Below are 19,191 nucleotides of genomic sequence, written 5' to 3' on the forward strand. Positions count from 1 at the left end.
TCATCATCGGTGGACGTTGCGACGACGGAGTGACGATGAGAGGTACGACCCCGCCCGGAGTCGGGCGACTGCTGGCGGCGGCCTCGGCCGTCCTGTTGCTGGTGTGGTGTGCGGTCGCCCCGGCGGCCGCCGGGGAGGAGCGGCGTGCCGGTGCCGGGGACACCGTGTCGTCCGCCGCGCAGGTGCCGGCGGGTGTCACCGCCGGTGTCGCGGTGTTCGACCGGCAGACCGGGACGTACACCGAACAGATCGCGTCCGGCGCGCAGTTCAGGTCCGCGTCGGTCGTCAAGCTGCTGCTGGCCCTGGACTTCCTGTGGAACCGCGGGCCCGACTACACCGTCCCCGAGGCCGACCGGGCGCGGCTGGAACCGATGCTGCGCAGCAGCGACGACGCCGCGGCCACCCACTACTGGAGGACCTACGGCCGCTCGGCGATCATCGACCGCATGGTGGCCAGGCTGGGGCTGGGCGACACCGTGCCGCCGCCCGCCGGGTACGAGGAGTTCTGGGGCTACACCGCGCTCTCGGCGCGGGACACCGTGACGATCTACCGGTACCTCCTGGACCGGGCGCCCGCCCCCGTGCGGGACTTCGTCATGGGCCGGCTGCGGCAGAGCACGCGCTGCGCCTCGGACCGCTTCGACCAGCACTTCGGTATCGCCGGGGCGTTCGAGCGGCCGTGGGCGGTGAAGCAGGGCTGGTCGGGTGACTTCCCCGACGGCACCTGCGGCACACCGTCCCTCGCGGCGGGTGTGACGGCGGACGAGAACGCCGGGAGCGGCGCGGCCGCGGTGGACCTGGACCGGCCCGCACTGCACAGCACCGGTACGGTCGGCGCCGGTGACCGGTCCATCGTGGCCGTGCTCACGCTGCACCCGCTCGGCACCTCGTACGGCAAGGCGTACACCGACATCGGCCGGCTGACCCGCTCGCTGAACGTCCCGGGGGCGGTGCGGCCGTCCGGGACGTGGCTCGGGACGTGGAGCGAGTTCGTCAACGTGCGCGAGGACCCGTCCACCGGCAGGCCGCCGCTGCGGCAGCTGCCGGCGGGCGTGGAGGTGCTGGTGGGCTGCCAGGTCCGGGGCCAGGTCGTCACCGTGCCGCCGTACTCCAACGAATGGTGGGCGTACCTGCCGCAGCACGGCGGCTACATCTCCAACATCTACATCAGTTCGCCGGACAACAGGCTGCCGGGCGTCCCGGAGTGCGGCGCGCGGTAGCCCCGGCCGGGGGACGGGTGCGGGCGGTGGGCGGGTCGGGGGGCCGCTCACCGCTCGTACGCGGCGAGGTGGCGCAGTACCTCCTCCACGTGCGGCCGTACCCGTTCGGGGACGCCGCGTTCCTCGATCACGGTCCGGTCGCTGGTGCGGTAGCCCGCGACGATGAGTGCCTGGAGGTCCTCCTTCGGCAGCCCCTCCTGTTTGAAGCGCTGGTCAAGCCAGCACGCGTACAGGCTCATGGTGGCGATGGCGTCCGGCGCCGACATGTGGTCCTTGTCGCCGTCGCCGTCCCCGTCGACGGCCCACGCGCGGAACACCGACGGGGTCCACATGGCGATGCCGTACTCGTCGCGGGCGGGGCGGGCGGCGTTCACGTCGAAGCCGCTCTCCACTTTCAGCATGGCGGCGAGCAGGGCCGGTGTGACCTCCTCGTCGGTGCAGCGGTGGGCGGCACGGTCGATGACCGGCCGGAGCGCGTCGGGCACGTCGGCGTCCGGCCGCAGGGCGCCGGGCGCCGCGGTCCCGGCCGCGGCGCCCCGGCCCGGAGCGCCGGTGGCGGGGCCGGTCGCGCCGGCGGTCCGCCGGTCCCCCGCGCGGTCGCCGCCGGCGGGGCCGTCGCCCCCGAGGAGCGCCATGCCGGCGACGGCCACCGCGGTCAGCCCCAGGAGGGCGGCCACGACCGGGCCCGTACGCCGTCGGTGCGGGCGCGCGTCCCGGACCAGCCGCTCGACCCGGGCGGCGAGCCGCTGCGCGGTGTGCGGCTGCCGGGAGGCATGGTCGGGGGCCAGGCAGTCGGCGATCAGGACGCGCCAGCCCTCGTCGAGTCCGGCGTCCAGCCGCAGCGGCGCGGTGCCGCGCGCGTAGGACTGAGCCGCGAGCGAGCGGGCCCGGGCGGTGGCACCCGGGAAGGGGTGCAGGCCGCCGGTGAGCACCTGGTGCGCGAGGATGCCGAACGCCCAGACGTCGGCGGTGGGCCGGACCACAGAGCCGAGCGTTCCGGTGCGCTGGGACCACCACTCGGGAGGCAAGTGGTCCAGGGTGCCGAGCGGCGGCAGGTGGGCGTGGCTCCCGTCGAGTTCCACGGCGAGCCCGAAGTCCGCCAGCCACACCTGTCCGCCCGCGCCCAGCAGGACGTTGGCCGGCTTGAGGTCGCCGTGCACCCATCCGGCGCCGTGCATGTGGGCGAGGCCGGCGGCGACGCCGCCGAGGATCCGGGCGGCGTCGGCGACCGCCCGGCCCGGCTCGGCGGCGTCCAGGACGTCCTTCACGCTGGCCTCGGCACGGTCCATGACCAGGGCGGTCGCCCCGTCCAGGGCCGGCAGGTCCGGTACCGCGAGGGTGCGCACGGCGCGGGTGCGGACGAGGTGGGGGTGGTCCGCCCCGGCACTGAACCGCACCTCGCGGGCGACGAGTTCACCGAAGGCGGTGCGCGTCCCGGGCGCGAGGGATCCGGTCGGCAGCACCTTCACCGCCACGGGCGTGCCGTCGGCGAGGGAGCGGCCCTCGTACACGGTGCCCCAGCCCCCGGAGCCGATGACCGCGCCGAGCTCCCATTCCCCGTCGATGCGGAACCCCTCGGGCAGCCCGGGCCGTTCCGGTCCGAGGTCGTCGGGTGCCTCGTGTGCCGTCATGTGCCGGTCTCCTGCGGCACGGTGCGGCGGCTGCGCGGCGGCAGCAGCGCCAGGTGCTCCTCGCGCACCAGCCCGAACCTCAGTGCCATGAGGGCGAGTTGGGCGCGTTTGGCGCCGGTGCGCGGGCCGTCGGCGGCTGTCTCGTCGGCGTGGGGCAGGCGCAGTTTGGCGAACGCGAGGTAGTCGATGTGGTAGTTGACCGCCGAGCGGGTCAGGCTCCGGCAGGACTCCAGCGGGCGCAGCCGCTCCACGATGTCCCCGGCGCCGGGCAGCGCCGGGTCGGAGGGGTCCCGCAGCCGTGGCTCGCACAGGGCGACGAGCACGAGGAAGTACTTCGACGTGGGGTCCAGGGCGAAGGGGTGCACGGTCTGCTCGCCGGCCCCGTCGCCGGGCCGCTCCCCGAGGTAGGCGTGCTGCGGCGCGAACACCTTGAAGGCGGCGCTCCCGGTCAGGGCCGGCAGCACCACCCGGGAGAACTCGAACGGCACCGGCGCGCCGAGGCGTCCGGGTGCCACGGTGATGTACTCGCCGGCGCCCTCCAGGTTCTCCACGACGTACGCCATGCTGCGGCTGAAGTTGGACAGGCGCCAGTAGTCCCCCGCCGCCTCCAACTGCCCGGCGCGGCGCGAGATCCCCGGATCCGGCAGGTTGACCGCCCTGGTTCCGTTTCCGGGTACGCCGCGGCCGAACTCGATGACGTCCCCGGGACCCAGGTGCAGGAGCCCGGGTCTGCCCGTCTCTCCCGGGACCACCGCCCCTGCCTCCGGTAACTGGACGATGACGGTTTCCATCCGGTACTCCCCCCAAGTCGGTCGCGTGGATTGTATGGCGCACCCCACGGGTCGTCCGCGCGGTTCCCCAAGACACTGTGGGGACTCCGGTTTCCGCCGTGAATCATCGGTGCGACGGCCGGGCGCGAACGGATCGCGCCATGCGTCGGGTGGCCGGAAACGACTCGTCCGGCAGCGTCGGCGCGACGGACGGCGCGGGGTGTCCCCGTGACGAGGTGACGCGCTACGGCCGGAACGGGAACCGGAACGAGGACGCAGGGGCCATCAGTGCCATCAGCTGCTTCCGCGGCGACGTCCGGGACCTCGGAGGACCGCCGCGTCGTGGGTGACGCCGCGCGGTCCGCCGCCTCCGCCGACCGTGCTCGGCTGCTCCGCGCAAGGCGCGGACAAGCCGACGCACGACGGGCTCCCGCTTGTCACTGTGACCGAATCGCAGGACTGCGCCGACGTCCGGCACCCTTGAAGGAGTACATCCTGACGGTGCGTCAGTGACAGTTGACGCTCGCGGCCGACCAGCGGCTGCCCGTCAACGCCGATGCCGGGACGCTTCCCGCGCTGCGCGCCACCCTGCACAGCGGGCGGCTCGTCGGCTCCGTCCTCGACGACCGGGCCGGTCCGGTGGCCGTGCTCGGCTCCGGCGCCGCACGGTGCCCGGGCATCGGCCGGCTCGACCGGCGGCCGGTGATCCTCATCGGAGCGGGACGCCGTTCACCGTCGTCGACGCGGGACGCCGTTCACCGCCGTCGACGCGGGACGCCGTTCACCGTCGTCGGCATCGTCGGTGACGTGGACCGCGAGGCGGAGGTGACGGCCTCCGGGGTCGTGCCGCACGGGACCGCGCACCATATGTGGGGGGCCGCCCGGCAGATGGGACCCGCCCCGTCCGGATGGTCGTCGACACGGACATGGGGGTGGCCGCCGATGTGGCCGGACCGCTGCCGCTCGCCCTGTCGCGGGCGCCCGTCCGGCGCTCCGCGCGGCGCGCACCGAGCCGGTCGACGCGTTCCGTCACGGCGCCGCGGGGTGACGGGTCGTCACCGCGGGCGCAGTGGCGCCGGCCCACCGCGCGCGGCTCAGGGGTGGGGGCCGCCGCAGGTGCCGCGCGGTCCCGAGATGCTGTCGTGCCAGTCCAGCACCAGGGTGGTGGCGTCGTCCGCCAGTGTTCCCCGGCACGCGGCGTGGACCGCCGCGGTCAGGGCGCGGACCACTTCGCGGGGATGCTCCTCACGGGTGTCGCGGATGAGCGCCTCCAGGTCCACCGCGGCCGCGTCGCGCTCCCGCATGCCGTCCGTGATCAGCACCAGGCGGTCGCCCGGCTCGAGACGCAGGTACTGCACCTCGTAGGTGACCGCGGCAGGCGCCCCGAGGGGCAGGTTGATCTTGAGGGACAGTTCTTCCACTCGGGTGCCGCGCAGCCGCAGGGGCCAGGGGTGGCCGGCGTTGACCAGCTCGCAGACGCCGGTGTCCAGATCGACGCGCAGCAACTGTCCGGTGGTCATGCCCAGAGCGTGGCTCCTGATCGCCCGGTGGGCGGCGTAGGCCTGGTCGAGGATGCCGTGTCCGGCTCGGCGCGCTCCGCGCAGGGCGTTGACCGTGAGGGTGGCCAGCAGCGCGGAGTCGGTGTCGTGCCCCATCGCGTCCGTGATCGACAGGTGGAGGGTGTTCTGGTCGAGGGCGTAGTCGTAGGTGTCGCCGCCGATGTCGTCGGCCGGGATCAGGCCGGCGGCCAGGGTGAACTGGGCCGCCTCGCAACACGCCGCCGACGGCAGCAGCTGGTGCTGGATCTCCGCTGCCAGGCTCATGGTCGTGGTGCGTCTGCCCCAGTGGTACAGGTCGGTGAAGCGGCGGTCGGTGACCACGATGTACGCCAGCGCGTGTGCGGCCTGCTCGACCGCCTCGTGGACCGCGTCGTCCGTGTGCGGCACCACCAGGTCGAGCACGCCGAGGCAGTCGCCGCGGTTGGTCACCGGCACGACCATCCGGCAGTTGCCCTCCTCGTCGTCCTCCTGGTGGAGGCGCTGGGACCGCAGCACCCGGTCGTAGATGCTGCCCGCCAGCTCGACTCTCTCCGGCTCGCCGCGGGCCTGTCCGGCCGCCCCGGCTCTGGGCAGCCGCACGGCTTCCCTCCCGAGCATGTCCACGAAGAGGAACGACACCTCGTTGGCCGAGAACCGCTTCTCCAGGTTCCGCGCCACCACGTCCACCGACTCCACCGGCGCGGCCTTCTCCGCCGCCCGGAGTACCCCGTCCAGGCCCAAGCCCTCATCACCGATCACACGCACCTCCCCGGTCTGCTCACTGCGTGTTCCCGGTGATCGGCACCGAATGCACACATCCGGTCGGGTGTGACGAGCGCCCACCTCGTTGACCTACTGCTTCGTGTCGTTCTTGCGTACCTTCTTCTGGTTCTTCCCGGCGGTTTCGGGCCTGTCGGCCCGTTCGCCGGGTGGGGTCGTCCCGCTCTGCCGACCCGTGCCGGAGGGGTCCGTGGGCAGAGCGCGCGCGGTGCCGTCCGGGCCGGAGCGGGGTGCCGGGGCCGGGGTGCCGTGTGCGGCCGCGCCGGTGGCCGGGTTCCGGCTGCCCGGGTCCACCGGGGCGGGGGCCGCGTCACGGCGCGGGTCGGCCGTGGGGCGGGGGGCGGAGGGCGACGGAGCCACGGGGGTCGTGTCCTTCCTCTGGGTGCCGATGCGCGGGGCGTCGGCCGGCGCGGAGGGGCTGCCGGCCGCCCGGGGTGCCTGCTCGCCGCTTCCCTGCCGCCAGGGGCCGTCGGAGACGGCGAGGCCAGCGGTGAGGACGGCCGCGAGCGCGGTGGTTCCCCCGGTGACCAAGGTGCGACGCCGCGCGGCTGCGGTTCTCGGCCGGGCCGGTCGGCCGGCGGGCGACGGGCTCCGGTGCGTGGGCCCGGCGTCCCGCACCGGTTCCCGATCCGGTTCCCGCACGGGTTCCCGATCCGGTACGGCGCTCGTGGTGGGGGTCGCGGGCGGGACGGGCACGGAGTCCGCCGCCCCGGCCAGGGCGGTCAGCATCCGGGCGCACTCACGGGCCGGCGGGCGCTCCCACTCGTTCAGGGAGGTCATGCTCCGCAGCAGCGCCGCGAAGTCCTCCGTCAGGAAGTCGGGCAGTACGGGCGGGCGGTGGAGGCGCGCGATCGCGGCCTCCAGGGGGCCGCCGTCGTACTCCAGCCTGCCCGTGAGGCATTCGAGGAGTACGAGACCGAGGGCGTAGATGTCGGCGGGCAGGCCGACGGACCGGCCCAGCACCTGCTCGGGGGACAGATACGCGGCCGTGCCGATGAGGGTGCCGGTGGCGGTGCGGGAGGTGGCGTCGAGCAGCCGGGAGATGCCGAAGTCGGTCAGGTGGGGACGACCGGCCCCGTCCAGGATGATGTTGGACGGCTTGACGTCGCGGTGCACGATCCCCGCGTCGTGCGCGTGGGCCAGCGCCTCGGCGAGACCGGCGCCGACGGCGGCCGTCTGTTCGGCCGTCAAGGTGCCCTCGGAGACGCGGTCCTTGAGCGTGGGGCCCTCGATCAGCTGCATGACCAGGTAGGCGCGGTCGTCGTGCCGTCCGGCGTCGTAGGCGGTGACCAGCCCGGGGTGGTGGAGCCGGGCCAGGATGACCGCTTCGCTGCGGAAGCGTTCCTCCATGTCGAGATCCGCGCCGGGCCGGAAGACCTTCACCGCCACCGGACGCCTCAGCCGCAGGTCGTGGCCGCGGTGGACGTCGGCGGCACCGCCCGAGCCGATGAGTGCGTCCAGGCGGTAACGCCCGGCGAGCACTTCGGCGGAATACCGGGAGGTCAGTGCCATGGCCGACTCGCGGAGCCTCATTCCATCTCCCACTGCTTCGAAAGGAATCCGTACAGCGCTCGTTGCCGACGGAACGCCGGTCACACGTACCCCTGGGAGACCGGGCTACCCCAAGGGGCCGTCGGCGGGAGACGGAGGACCGGCGCCGGGCTCGTCTCGTGACCTCGCGCGGGGGTGCCGCGCCGTCGCCGAGAAGGCGGCGCCGCGGGCCCGGTGGACGTGCCGGTACCGGCGGCACCCCACCTATTGACAACGATGTCAGACGCGTGATCTAGTCCGCTTCCATCCAGCCGAGTGCCGCTGATCGCCCCGCCGAGGGAGGCTCACCGCGATGACCCGCACCCCACGGCCCTGCGACGCACGGCACCCGGTGACCGTACGGACGCCGGGTCCGCGGGCCGGGGTGTTTCCGTCGCGTGCGCCTCTCCCCCGCGCCCGTGCGCCCATGACCGGTTGAATGTGCCCACCCCGTCCGTCACTTGGCGATCACTCTCATGTCGTGCAGCACATGAGAAGTGAGGAACAGGAGACCTCTTCCATGCACAGACCCCTCCGCCGATGGCGCACCCGCGCCTCGGCAGTCCTCGCCGCGCTGGTCGTCGCCGGCGGTGTCCTGGGCCCGGCGCCGGCCATGGCCCGGGACACCGCGGCCGCTCCCCGGCTCACGTCCCTGGTGAACCCGTTCATCGGAACCCAGAACTTCGGCAACACCTTCCCCGGCGCGAGCGCCCCCTTCGGCATGGTCCAGGTCAGCCCGGACACCGGCGGCCAGGGCGGCTACGACTACCAGCAGGACAAGATCCACGGGTTCAGCCAGACCCACCTCTCCGGCGTCGGCTGCTCCGTGATGGGCGAACTGCCGCTCATGCCGACGACCGGAGCGGTCGACAGCGTCGACCCCGACGACTACCGCTCGGCCTACTCGCACGACGACGAGGACGCCGAACCGGGCTACTACCGGGTCGGACTGAAGACGTACGACATCGACGCCGAGCTGACCGCGACACCGCGCACGGGGTGGCAGCGCTACACCTTCCCGTCGACCGACCGGGCCAACGTCCTGTTCAACACGGGCAAGGCCAACCAGCGGGTGTACGGCTCGGAGGTGCATGTCGTCGGTGACCGGACGGTCGAGGGCCGTGTCGAGGCGGGCAACTTCTGCGCGGGCAAGGACCGGCACACCGTCTACTTCACGGCGACGTTCGACCGGCCGTTCGCCTCGCACGGCACCTGGCGGGGCTCCACCCGCTCCCCGGGTGGGCGGGACGCGGCCGGCGAGGGCGGGAACGGCGCGTGGGTGACCTTCGACGCCGGCACCGACCGTGACGTCGTCGTCAAGGTGGGCCTGTCGTACACGGGCCTCGAAGGCGCCCGGAAGAATTTGAAGGCGGAGACGGACGACTCGTACGACTTCGACGCCACCCGCGCGGCGCTGCACGAGACGTGGGAGCGGCAGCTCGCCTCCGTCACGATCGGCGGCGGGTCCACCGAGCGGCAACGCGCGTTCTACACGGCCCTCTACCACGCGCAACTGCACCCGAACCTCGCGGGCGACGTCGACGGCCGCTACGCGGGCTTCGACGGCAAGACCCATACCGCGTCTGGGTTCACGCCGTACCAGAACCTGTCGCTGTGGGACACCCACCGGCCGCAGAACCAACTGCTCCAGATGCTGCAGCCGCAGGTCGCCCGCGATGTCGCGCTGTCGGTCGTCGCGATCGGACGGGACGGCGGCTGGCTGCCGCGCTGGTCGCTCGCCAACAGCGAGACCAACATCATGACCGGTGACCCGGTGACGCCCTTCCTGGTCGAGGCGTGGTCCAAGGGCCTGCTCGCGGGCCACGAGGAGGAGGCGTACGCGCTGCTCAGGAAGAACGCCCTGAGCACGCCACCGGACGACTCCCCCTACAACGGCCGCGCGGGCATAACCGCATACCAGGAACGCGGCTACATCCCCAGCGGTCTGGAACCGGGGAAGGACTGCCCGGACAAGGGCGGTGACAACGACTGCCGTCATCCCGCCTCCGCGACCCTGGAGTACGCGGCGGCGGACGCGTCGCTGGCCCTGATGGCCAAGGGCCTCGGGCACACCGCGGACGCCCGCGTGTTCGCGGCACGCGGCCAGTGGTACCGGAACCTGTGGGACTCCTCCATCGGGCAGTTCCGGCCGCGCACGGCCGACGGCACCTGGCTGACGCCGTACGACCCCGTCGAGGCGGGCCACCAGTTCCACGAGGGCGGCGCCTACCAGTACCAGTGGCTGGTGCCCCAGGACCCGGCCGGGCTGGTGGACCTGATGGGCGGCAAGCGGGAGACGGAGAAGCGGCTCGACGCCTTCTTCGCCTACGAGAAGCTCCTCACGGACCCCGCCGGGACCGCTCGCGAGGACTGGATCTCCGCGCCGTACGACTACTACGGGAAGCCGACCTACAACCCGAACAACGAGCCCGACCTGCACTCCCCGTACATGTACTTGTGGGCCGGCGCGCCCGCCAAGACCGCCACCGTGGTCCGCGCCGCGATGACGCTCTTCACGGACGGGCCCGACGGCATGACCGGCAATGACGACCTGGGCACCATGTCGGCCTGGTACGTCTTCTCCTCCCTGGGCCTGTACCCGACGACGAACGGCGGCGACTTCCTCGCCGTCTCCAGCCCGCAGTTCCCGTCGGCGGTCATCCGCATCGGCGCCTACGGGAAGGAGCAGGGCGGCACCCTGACCGTCAGGGCACCGGGGGCGAGCGACACCCGGCGCTACGTGAAGGAGGCGGAGTTCGGCGGGAAGGACCTGCGCGCCACCTGGCTGGACTGGGACGCGGTCGCCAAGGGCGGGAAGCTCGCCTTCGAGATGGCCGACAAGCCGTCGGCGTGGGGTACGGGCAGGGGCGCGGAGCCGCCGTCCGTGAACCGCGCGGCGGCCGACTCCCGGCGGCACCTCGACGCGTCGCTGCGCACCGCCTCCGACGTCCTGCCGACGGCCGACAGCGCACAGAGCGTCCGTCTGAAGCTGGACGTGCTGGGCCAGTCGCCCGGCACACTGCGGGTGGGCGTGGACGCGAAGGCTCCCGACGGCTGGACCGTGAAGACCTCCGAGCCCTTCTCCCTCACCTCCCACCGGCTGCCGGTCCAGCGGACCGCGGCGGTGGACGTGACCGTGCCGGCGGGCACCGCGCCGGGGTCGTACTCCGTGCGGATCACGGCGACGGCGAAGGGGGTCAAGAGCGTGGAGCGTACGGCGACCGTCGAGGTGCGCGCCGCGGCCCGCTGCGCGGCGGACGCCGGTGAGCAGTGTGCCGTGGACCTCGGCAAGGAAGTGAACCACGACGGCACCGCGACCGTCGCCGCCTCCGACGAGGGCGACTTCGACGGCGGGGGATGGAGCTACGACGCCGACCTGCTGCCCGAGGCCGGCCCGGTCGTCTGGGACGGCGTGACCTACGACGCTCCCGATCCGTCGGGGAAGGCCGCGAACTTCGTCGAGGCGCGGGGGCAGGCCATGCTGCTCCCGGCCGGGTCGTACGGCGCGCTGCGCCTGGTCGCCGCGGCCCACCACGGCCCGGTGACGACGATGGTCACCGTCCGCTACACGGACGGAACCACCGCCGAGGTATCGGTCCCCGTGGGCGACTGGGCGGGATCGGCACCGCAGGGCAGCACCGTGGCTCTGGAGATGCCGCACCGGATCAAGCGCGGGCAGGGCGTGGACGGCCCGCCGGTGCGTCTGTTCGGCTCCTCGGCGCAGCTCGACGCGTCGAAGACGGTGCGTTCCATCGGTCTGCAGAACGATCCCCGGGTGCAGATCTACGCCATCACCCTCCAGTAGGTCCGTGCACGTCCGCCCGGGGACCGTCCCGGTGTCCGGTCCGGCAGGACCGGGCACCGGGACACCCCGGGCGGCGCGTTCACCGGCCCGGTGGACGCGTCACCGTGTTGTGCGGCGGGGTCCGCTCAGCGTTTCGTCGTCGTGTTCCCGGTCGCGGCGAGGAGGACCTGTGCCTGCTCGCGGGCCTCGCCGATGGGGTTCGGGAAGACGTTCAAGCCGTGGGCCACGAGCGCCCCTTCGTGGAGCAGCATGAGGGTCCGGCCCAGACGGTCGGCGTCGTCGGGGGCGATGTCACGGGCGAGGCGGGTGAACAGGGCGAGCATCCACTCCTTCTGCCCGGTGATCACCGGGTACGCGGGATGGGACGCGTCGCTGATCTCGGCATGGGCGTTGACCATGCTGCACCCCTTGGGGCTGTGCTCCCGTGACCACGCGAGTGAGGCGTCGAAGACGGCCAGCACACGCGCCGGCGGTTCCGGGTCCGCGGCGTCCAGGTATCCGGCGAGCAGGGCTCGCCAGCGTTCGTCGCGGTCCGCGAGGTACTCCACGACGAGCTGCTCCTTGGAGCCGAACCGGTCGTAGAGCGTCTTCTTGGTGACCCCGGCCTCGGCGGCGATCAGGTCGACGCCGACGGCGTGGATGCCGCGCTCGTAGAACAGTCTCGCGGCGGCCGCCAGGATGCGCCGGGCGGCAGGCGTCATCGTGATCCTTCGCAGATCCTCCACGGTGCCCATGCTTCAACACTATACCGATCTGTATAGTGGGCGGGGCAGGCATGTATACCGATCTGTATAGCGGGGTCAGATGTGAACTTCCTGCTCTCGATCGCCTTCGTGCTGTGCTGGAGTTCCGGGTTCATCGGAGCCAAGCTCGGCGCGGGGAGCGCCTCCGCCCTCACGATCCTGATGTGGCGGTTCCTGCCGCTCGCCGTCGTCCTGGTCGTCATCGCGGCCGTCACGGCGTCGTGGCGGGGCCTCACGGCGCGCGGCCTCGCCCGGCAGGCCGTGATCGGCGCCCTGTCCCAGAGCGGCTACCTGCTCACCGTCTACTACGCCATCCAACTCGGCGTCGCCAGCGGCACCACGGCCCTGATCGACGGGGTCCAGCCGCTCGTCGCCGGAGCACTCGCGGGACCGCTCCTGCACCAGTACGTCTCGCGCCGGCAGTGGCTCGGCCTGTGCCTGGGGGTGAGCGGCGTCGTCGTCGTCACCACCGCCGATGCCGCAGCCGCCACCGGCGTGGCCTGGTGGGCCTATCTCATACCGTTCCTCGGCATGCTCTCGCTGGTGGCGGCGACCTTCCTCGAGGGCCGCTCCCGCGAGCGGGCCGCGCCGTTGACATCCCTCACCGTGCACTGCCTCACCAGTGCCGTCGTCTTCAGCGCCCTCGCCCTGGGTACCGGGTCCGCGACGCCGCCCGCCCAGCCCGCCTTCTGGGGCGCGATCAGCTGGCTCGTGGTCCTGTCCACCTTCGGCGGGTACGGGCTGTACTGGATCATCCTGAGGCGCTCGGGGGTCACCCGGGTGAACACGCTCATGTTCCTGATGGCTCCCGTCACGGCGGTCTGGGGGGCCATGATGTTCGGTGAACCGTTCGGCCTCCGGACGCTTCTCGGCCTGGGCATCGGCCTCGCGGCGGTTGTCATCGTCCACGGCGGTGACACCTCGGCGACCGGACACCGCGCGGGGGACGCCGACGGTGCCCGAGGGGCCCGGCAGCGACGCCCCTCCCCCGTGGACGGCCCCGGGAGGGCGCGCACCAAGGACGTGTCCGCCCGCGCCATCGACTGACCGGTACGAGCAGGCCCGCGCCGCCCGCGGACCAGGAAGGCACCCCCATGCCCAGCACAGTGAACACCCACAACTCTCCTACACACGCAGGCGGTTCGCGCGGTGAGGCGGTGGCGGCGTGAGGACCCTCGTGGCCCGTGCCATCAGCACCAGCAGGCTGGAGTTGCTGCCGCTGCGCCTCGAACACGCCGAGGAGATGGCCGCGGTGCTGTCCGATCCGGCCCTGCACACGTTCATCGGCGGCACTCCGGACACCCCGGATGCCCTGCGCTCGCGCTACCAGCGCATGATCGCGGGCTCTCCCGACCCGGGAGTGTCCTGGCTGAACTGGGTGATCCGGCTGCGGGACGAAGCCTGCCTCACGGGCACCGTGCAGGCGACGGTCGTCCCCTCCGACGACGGTCCCGTCGCCGAGATCGCCTGGGTGGTGGGCACTCCGTGGCAGGGCAGGGGCATCGCCACCGAAGCGGCCCGCGGACTCGTCGCCTGGCTCGGCCGGCAGCCGGTGCCCACCGTCGTCGCCCACATCCACCCCCGACACCGGGCGTCCGCCGCCGTCGCCACGGCCACCGGGCTCACCCCCACCGGCGAACGGCACGAGGGCGAGGTCCGGTGGCGCCGGTCGGTGAGCACCCGGAGCGGGTGACGGTCACCGGCGTGTTCCTCAGGCCGCGTCCAGGTCGGTGTGGACCAGGTGGTGGTCGGAGTACCGGGTGGGTTCCACGCGGTAGGTCAGCGGGGTGGGGATGCCGCGCAGGAAGACGTAGTCGAACTTGCTCTGCCAGTCGGTGGTCGGCTCGCAACCGCCGCCGCCGACCGCGGGACGGCACTGGGGATGCGCGTCCTCGGCCAGTTCCCAGATCCGCGCGAGTTCGGGAGCGTCCGGAACGGCGTTGAAGTCCCCGAGGACGATCGCGCGGTCGTAGGGGGCGACCGCAGCGGCGAGTGCGCGGGCCTGGTCGGCCCGGACCGCTTCCTGACGCCGTTCGGCGAAGTGGGTGTTGAAGACCCGCACGGTCCGGCCGTCCACCGTGGTGGTGACCGCCATGTACCCGCGGTCCTCGGAGCCTCCGTCGGGGTATTCCACGTTGACGCGGTCCGTCATCGGTGCCGCCGAGAGGACCGCCTGGCCGTAGCCTCCCGGGTTCCACGGCACTCCCCCGCAACGGCCCCAGCTCTGGAGGACCGGCCCGTACTCGACGTGGTAGACCAGCCCGTGGAGGTGCTCCAGGTGGTCCCGGATCCGGGCCACGTCACCCACACACGCCTCCTGCAGGCCGACGACCTGGGGCGCGTACCTGGCGATCTCCGCCGCCCGGTCGACGTCGCTGGTCTCGCAGGGGTTGCAGAGGTTCCACGTCATGACCCGGTCCGGTACGACGTCCCGGCCGGCATCGGCGGGCAGTGGCCGGGCGGAGGGGCCTCCGTTCGGCGCACTGGTTCCCAGGAACACCAGGCCCGCCACGATCACGGCACCTACGAGCGACCGCATGCCCCGTCCGAGCACCATCGCCTCCTCCCTGTGGACACCGATGGCGTACGCCATTCTCCGTGCAATGAGCTTATGGGACGGTCCCGTCGGCAACTCCGGCCCGGCGGGGGCGGGGAGGGCGGGTGCCGTGCGCTGAGGCCCACTCCGCCGCCTTCCCCCCCGGCGGCGGGCGGCGGGCGGCGGGCGGCACGGCGGTTCAGGAATAGCCGCGCGTCCGCGACTTGTTGCCGCGAGCATGACGACGAACGCGCCGCGGCCCGAGGTGCTCCGGTACACCGCCTTCTCCAGCAGTCCCGCCGGCGGCAACCCCGCCGGTGTCGTGCTGGACGCCACCGCTCTGGAGGACGGGGACATGCTCGCCGTCGCCGCCGACCTCGGATACTCGGAGTCCGCGTTCCTCACCGCCCTCCCGGAGGGCCTCGCCGGTCACGAGGGGCGGGCGTACGGCATCCGTTACTTCAGCCCCAAGGCCGAGGTGCCGTTCTGCGGACACGCCACCGTCGCGGCCGCCCTCGCGCTCGCCGAGCGGACGGGCCCCGGCCGGCTGGTGTTCGCGACGCCGGCCGGTCCGGTGCCGGTGGAGGTGACCGAGGAGGACGGGACGCTCAGGGCGACGCTCACCAGCGTCGAGCCGCACGTCGAGGAGGTCACCGACGCCGACCTCGCGGAGGCACTCGCCGCACTCGACTGGCCGGCCGCCGATCTCGACCCGGCCTTCCCGCCCCGCATCGCCTTCGCCGGCGCCCGCCATCTCGTTCTCGCGGCGGCGACACGCGCCCGCCTGGCGGACCTCTCGTACGACTTCGCGCGCCTCGAAGCGCTGATGCACCGTCTGGACCTGACCACGGTCCAGTTGGTGTGGCGGGAGTCGGCCGCGGTCTTCCGCGTCCGTGACCCGTTCCCCGTCGGCGGTGTCGTCGAGGACCCGGCGACCGGCGCCGCGGCCGCCGCGTTCGGGGCGTACGCCCGTGAGCTCGGCCTCGTCCCCGAGGACGCCGTCCTCACCCTGTACCAGGGCGAGGACCTGGGCCGGCCGGGCGAGCTCACGGTGACGCTGCGCGCGGGTGACCCGCGCGTCCGGGTCGGCGGCGCGGGAACGCGTATCGGCTGAGGGGGGTCCCCTCGCCGTGTTCGCTCCCGCGCGGCGGGACCGCGGCCGCCGGGCTCAGGCCTCTCCCATGACCAGACCCTCGATGGTGTGCTTCTGCGTCACCGGCTCCAGGACGTCGACGACCGGGCAGTCCAGGTGTCGGCGGACCCGCTCGGGCAGCGACGCCCAGTAGGCGCGGGTCACGGCGGTGTCGTGCCGGTCGCCGTTCGTGGCCTCGGGCCCGTCCACTCCCAGGACCAGCACGGGGCGGGACCGGGTGGAGTGGTTCCGGGTGCCGCGGTGAACGGTCAGTGCGGTGCGCGCCGAGATGTCGCCGCGCCGCGGGTACTTGCGGACGGCTCGCTCCTCGTAGCGCGGGTAGTGGGAGCGGGGCGGGAACATGCCGTGCTCGAAGTCCGGGTGGTCGTCCCACTGGGTCCCCGGCGCGATCTCGAAGGGGCCCATGTCCTCCTCCGTGTCGACGGCGGTGACGTTGAACGCCAGCGAGGTCAGCCGCCGCTCGGCGCGGGTCTCCTCCGGCATGGGGAAGTCCCGGTGCCAGGGCTGGTCGACCGCGCCCTCGAGCGGCACGTCGAAGCCCAGCTCGACGATCCGGTAATCGGGCCCGAGGACGGCCGTGCAGACGGAGCGGACCCAGGGGTGGTCGACGAGGTCGACGAAGCCGCGCAGCTGCTCGGGGTGTATCTCCACGTAGTAGCGGTGCGGTCCGCGGCCCACCGCGCCGCCCGGCCGCTTCAGCGCGTCCCGGAAGGCCACCTCGATGTCCTCGCGCATCCGGTCGGCCCATTCGGGGGTGAACGCGCCCTTGCGCGCGGTGATGCCGTCCGCGTAGAGGGCCTCCACGTCGGCCGTCACATCGACGTCGGGACCGGCCGGCGAGATGCCGGGGTGGGCGTGCGTGCTCATGCGTGCCTCCTTGTGCGGCAGGACCGTCCGGGTCATGGTGCATCGTTGATTTCAACGTGGCAACACTTCGGGGCGGGATCCTGGGTGACGTGGGGCCGCGCATGCCACGATGTGCGGGTGAGCAGCAGCCTGAAAGACGTGGCCGCCCGGGCGGGGGTCTCCGCGCGCACGGTGTCCAACGTGGTCAACGGTTCCGCGCGGGTGTCGGAGCAGACCCGCGTGCGGGTGCAGGAGGCGATCGACGAGCTGGGCTACCGGCCCAACCTCGCGGCCCGGAGTCTGCGGGCCGGCCGCACCGGCATCATCGGCCTCGCGATCCCGGAGCTGCATTCCCCCTACTTCGCCGAGCTGGCGGGTCTGATCGTGGACGAGGCACACCGCCGGTCGTGGACGGTGATCATCGATCAGACGCGGGGCGACGCGGAGGCGGAACGGCGTCTGCTGACCGGTGACGGCGGCAGGGTGATGGACGGGCTCGTCATCAGCCCCTGGGCTCTGGGAGCACCGGATCTGACCGCGACCGCGCGTCCCCTGCCCGTCGTGCTGCTCGGCGAGCGCAGTCCCCAGGGCATGGCCGACCGGGTCGCCGTGGACAACGTGGCCGCCGCGGAGGAGGCCACCGCCCACCTGCTGTCGTCGGGGCGCCGCCGCATCGCCGCGATCGGCCTTCAGCCCCATCTGGAGAACGGCACGGCGCGGCAGCGCGCCGAGGGCTACCGCAGGGCGCTGCGGAGCGCCGGGGTCACTCCCCGGGCCGGCTGGGAGCGTTCCGTGACCGCGCTGCACCGGGAGGACGGCGCCCGTGCCATGGCGGAACTGCTGGACGGCGATGCCGCCCCGGACGCGGTGTTCGCGTTCAGTGACGAACTGGCCCTGGGTGCCCTCCACACGGCACACGCCCGAGGGCTCAGGGTGCCGGAGGACCTGGCGGTCGTCGGGTTCGACGACATCGAGGACGGCCGGTTCAGCCATCCGCCCCTCACCACCGTCTCCCCCGACAAGCGCCAGATCGCCGCCCGGGCCCTGCAGTGCCTCGCCGACCGCATCTACAGCCCCCGCAACGAGGTGCCGGCCGCCGATCTGACGATCCCGCACCGTCTGGTCGTCCGCGGGAGCACCGTAGGCGACGCGGCGACGCGGTGACGCTCCGACGGGCACGAGCGAGGGCGGCCCGCCGGTGGGCCGCGGGAACAGGTGCCCCGGGACCGGTGGTGTCGTCGGTGAGCCTCCGGCTCGTTCTCCTCATATGCCCGCTGCCAGGCGTCCCGCGTACCCCACCATGACGACCCAGAAGAGGCCGGTGAATCCGCGTTCGCCGATTCTCGTGTTGAAGCGCCTTCCCAGGAAGGTCGCGGAAAGCATCAGGGGGACGCAGATCACGGCGACGAGATAGTCCTGGCCGGTGAGCAGAGAGGCCTCCGTCCAGACGGCGGTCTTGGTGACGTCGCCGACGAGCGAGGTCAGGGAGAGCGCGCCGACGAGGTGGAGGCGGTCCAGGCCCAGCCCCCGGACGGCGAGCCCCTTGAGGGGACCGGACGTGCCGCTGAACCCGGACGTCGCACCGGCGGCGAACGCCATCAACGGCGAACTCGCCTGCCGCCAGCGGGTGAGCCCGAGCGACTCGATCAGAAAGGCCGCAGCGAAGGAGAAGATGACGGCGAGGGCCACAGCCCGTTCGGGAGCGGACACCAGCAACTTGGCGCCCAGGAACGTCCCCACGGCGACCAGGAGAATGACGACGGCGGCCTTTCGGTAAGGAAGTGTCCTGCGGTAAGCGAAGACCTTGACGAAGTTGTTGGCGGCGAGAAGGAGCGCGGCCAGCGCCACTCCGGGCTTGGTGCCGAGCACGAGGGCCAGGGTGGGGACGAGAATCAGGCTCCCCCCGAATCCGGCCGCGGCGGACAGGGTGAAAGCGGCGGCCACGGCCACGAACACCACCGGAAGCAGAAATGGCTCCATCAGCGCTCCTCAGTCGTTCCGGCCGAGCAGCTGTCGCGCTCGGTGAAAGGCGAGCGACCAGGACATCTCTGCGGCGCCGGCCGGGCACGGCGGCAATTCGGGAACCCGGTGTTGTCGCACCCCTCTTCCGATGGTTTTCCGGCGGGCGCGTACGATCCATGACCAAGGGATACCACCAGGCTCCTACCGTTTCCGACAGCGATGCAACCCGTCGGGGCCGGAGGGTTTCGTTGACTCGGCAAAAACTCGGACCAAAGACAATTCGCCGCCGCTGAAGACGAGTTGCCGGTCGAGATACGGTGCTGTGTACTGGGAGTGGACCCGCGCAGTACGGGAGCGACGTCATCACCAAGGGCGTCCGGCACGACGCGCACCGTGCGCATGCCGGCCTGGAAACACATCACCGACTCCGCGGCCGCCACCCGGTCCTCTTTGTCGTGCTCCTGATCCGGCACGACCGGATCGAGCGATTCCGGCACGGAGCCCGGCCAGGGAAGCGGAGCCCTGGAACGGCCGGTGTCGCGGAGGCGCCGCGCGCCGCGGCAGTCCTCTCACTCGCGCGCGGCGAGGGCCCGGGAGCCCGGGGCTCCGGTGGACAGCGAACGGTCCCGCACCGGATTCCGGCGTCCCGCCGTGGTCCGGGACACACGACGTCACGA

General features: G+C 72.8%; 14 protein-coding genes. 6 read left to right on the top strand and 8 right to left on the bottom strand.

Annotation, left to right across the window (positions count from 1 at the left end):
- Positions 1-35: 35 nt before the first annotated feature.
- Positions 36-1,220 carry an SH3 domain-containing protein gene (locus tag FHX78_RS00145; protein WP_145865411.1) on the top strand — a complete coding sequence of 395 codons (1,185 nt, stop codon included), beginning with the start codon at positions 36-38 and terminating at the stop codon, positions 1,218-1,220.
- 47 nt (positions 1,221-1,267) lie between these two features.
- Here FHX78_RS00145 and FHX78_RS00150 read toward each other — a convergent pair whose 3' ends face one another.
- From FHX78_RS00150 to FHX78_RS00165, 4 genes are all read right to left on the bottom strand, one after another.
- On the bottom strand, positions 1,268-2,851 hold the full coding sequence (locus FHX78_RS00150) for a serine/threonine-protein kinase (protein WP_145865412.1): 1,584 nt from the start codon (positions 2,849-2,851) through the stop codon (positions 1,268-1,270).
- Positions 2,848-3,642 (bottom strand): serine/threonine protein kinase, encoded by a 795-nt coding sequence (locus FHX78_RS00155; protein WP_145865413.1) that lies wholly within the window; start codon positions 3,640-3,642, stop codon positions 2,848-2,850. The genes FHX78_RS00150 and FHX78_RS00155 overlap by 4 nt, the downstream gene beginning before the upstream one ends.
- Positions 3,643-4,715: 1,073 nt before the next feature.
- The gene (locus FHX78_RS00160) at positions 4,716-5,915 is read right to left on the bottom strand and encodes a PP2C family protein-serine/threonine phosphatase (RefSeq protein ID WP_145871519.1); all 1,200 of its coding nucleotides are present in this window, start codon (positions 5,913-5,915) and stop codon (positions 4,716-4,718) included.
- A 96-nt stretch (positions 5,916-6,011) separates the two neighbouring features.
- The gene (locus FHX78_RS00165; protein WP_167531651.1) at positions 6,012-7,472 is read right to left on the bottom strand and encodes a serine/threonine-protein kinase; all 1,461 of its coding nucleotides are present in this window, start codon (positions 7,470-7,472) and stop codon (positions 6,012-6,014) included.
- A gap of 517 nt (positions 7,473-7,989) precedes the next feature.
- Between FHX78_RS00165 and FHX78_RS00170 the strand changes: the two genes are divergently transcribed.
- Complete coding sequence (locus tag FHX78_RS00170; protein WP_145865414.1) at positions 7,990-11,274, top strand: GH92 family glycosyl hydrolase; 3,285 nt, start codon at positions 7,990-7,992, stop codon at positions 11,272-11,274.
- A gap of 125 nt (positions 11,275-11,399) precedes the next feature.
- Here FHX78_RS00170 and FHX78_RS00175 read toward each other — a convergent pair whose 3' ends face one another.
- Positions 11,400-12,008: a TetR/AcrR family transcriptional regulator gene (locus FHX78_RS00175; protein WP_145865415.1), complete on the bottom strand. Its 609-nt coding sequence runs from the start codon at positions 12,006-12,008 to the stop codon at positions 11,400-11,402.
- Positions 12,009-12,080: 72 nt separating this feature from the next.
- Between FHX78_RS00175 and FHX78_RS00180 the strand changes: the two genes are divergently transcribed.
- Together FHX78_RS00180 and FHX78_RS00185 are read left to right on the top strand one after the other, a co-directional pair.
- The gene (locus FHX78_RS00180; protein ID WP_145865416.1) at positions 12,081-13,064 is read left to right on the top strand and encodes a DMT family transporter; all 984 of its coding nucleotides are present in this window, start codon (positions 12,081-12,083) and stop codon (positions 13,062-13,064) included.
- Between the two features lie 118 nt (positions 13,065-13,182).
- Positions 13,183-13,710: a GNAT family N-acetyltransferase gene (locus tag FHX78_RS00185; protein WP_145865417.1), complete on the top strand. Its 528-nt coding sequence runs from the start codon at positions 13,183-13,185 to the stop codon at positions 13,708-13,710.
- An 18-nt stretch (positions 13,711-13,728) separates the two neighbouring features.
- On the opposite strand, the gene FHX78_RS00190 is transcribed toward FHX78_RS00185, so the two are convergent.
- A complete protein-coding gene (locus FHX78_RS00190) occupies positions 13,729-14,610 on the bottom strand; it encodes an endonuclease/exonuclease/phosphatase family protein (RefSeq protein WP_229924084.1) in 882 nt (293 codons plus the stop codon).
- A gap of 181 nt (positions 14,611-14,791) precedes the next feature.
- On the opposite strand from FHX78_RS00190, the gene FHX78_RS00195 reads away from it, so the two are divergent.
- Entirely contained in the window at positions 14,792-15,667 is an 876-nt protein-coding gene (locus tag FHX78_RS00195) for a PhzF family phenazine biosynthesis protein (protein WP_145865418.1), read from the top strand.
- 54 nt (positions 15,668-15,721) lie between these two features.
- Here FHX78_RS00195 and FHX78_RS00200 read toward each other — a convergent pair whose 3' ends face one another.
- Entirely contained in the window at positions 15,722-16,573 is an 852-nt protein-coding gene (locus FHX78_RS00200; RefSeq protein ID WP_145865419.1) for a phytanoyl-CoA dioxygenase family protein, read from the bottom strand.
- Between the two features lie 117 nt (positions 16,574-16,690).
- Here FHX78_RS00200 and FHX78_RS00205 point away from each other — a divergent pair, with 117 nt between their 5' ends.
- Positions 16,691-17,716: a LacI family DNA-binding transcriptional regulator gene (locus tag FHX78_RS00205; RefSeq protein ID WP_145865420.1), complete on the top strand. Its 1,026-nt coding sequence runs from the start codon at positions 16,691-16,693 to the stop codon at positions 17,714-17,716.
- A gap of 99 nt (positions 17,717-17,815) precedes the next feature.
- On the opposite strand, the gene FHX78_RS00210 is transcribed toward FHX78_RS00205, so the two are convergent.
- Positions 17,816-18,532, bottom strand: a complete 717-nt coding sequence (locus FHX78_RS00210) for a sulfite exporter TauE/SafE family protein (protein WP_145865421.1) — start codon at positions 18,530-18,532, stop codon at positions 17,816-17,818.
- Positions 18,533-19,191: the final 659 nt, after the last annotated feature.

Origin of the sequence: Streptomyces capillispiralis, from assembly GCF_007829875.1 — a bacterium.
Taxonomy (GTDB): domain Bacteria; phylum Actinomycetota; class Actinomycetes; order Streptomycetales; family Streptomycetaceae; genus Streptomyces; species Streptomyces capillispiralis.